Genomic DNA, 318 nt, shown 5'->3' on the forward strand with positions numbered 1-318 from the left:
GGACTGATCTGGGTGGTCGTGGCCTACCCGTTCCTGAAGAACTCGCCGAGTGAGGCGTCCTTCGTCTCGGACAAGGAACTGCGCTACATCCGGGCCGGTCAGACCGACGGTGAGGACAGCGGGCACGAGGAGAAGGTCGACTGGGGCGAGATCCTGCGCAACCGCAACCTGTGGCTCGTCGGACTCGGCTACTTCGCCTGGGGATTCATGTTCTGGGCCTTCATGTACTGGCTCCCCCAGTACCTCGAACACGAATTCGGTCTCTCCATCAAGGAGGTCGGCGGTTTCTCGGTGGCACCGTGGGCGGCCGGTGTGGTC

1 protein-coding gene is annotated in these 318 nt (G+C 63.2%); it reads left to right on the top strand.

All coding sequences use genetic code 11. The features are described 5' to 3' along the window. On the top strand, nt 1-318 hold a 318-nt coding region (locus tag IG63_RS0120245; RefSeq protein ID WP_030486145.1), incomplete at both ends, for an MFS transporter.

This window comes from Nocardioides aequoreus, from assembly GCF_000720335.1.
In the GTDB taxonomy this organism is placed as follows: Bacteria; Actinomycetota; Actinomycetes; order Propionibacteriales; family Nocardioidaceae; genus Marmoricola; species Marmoricola aequoreus.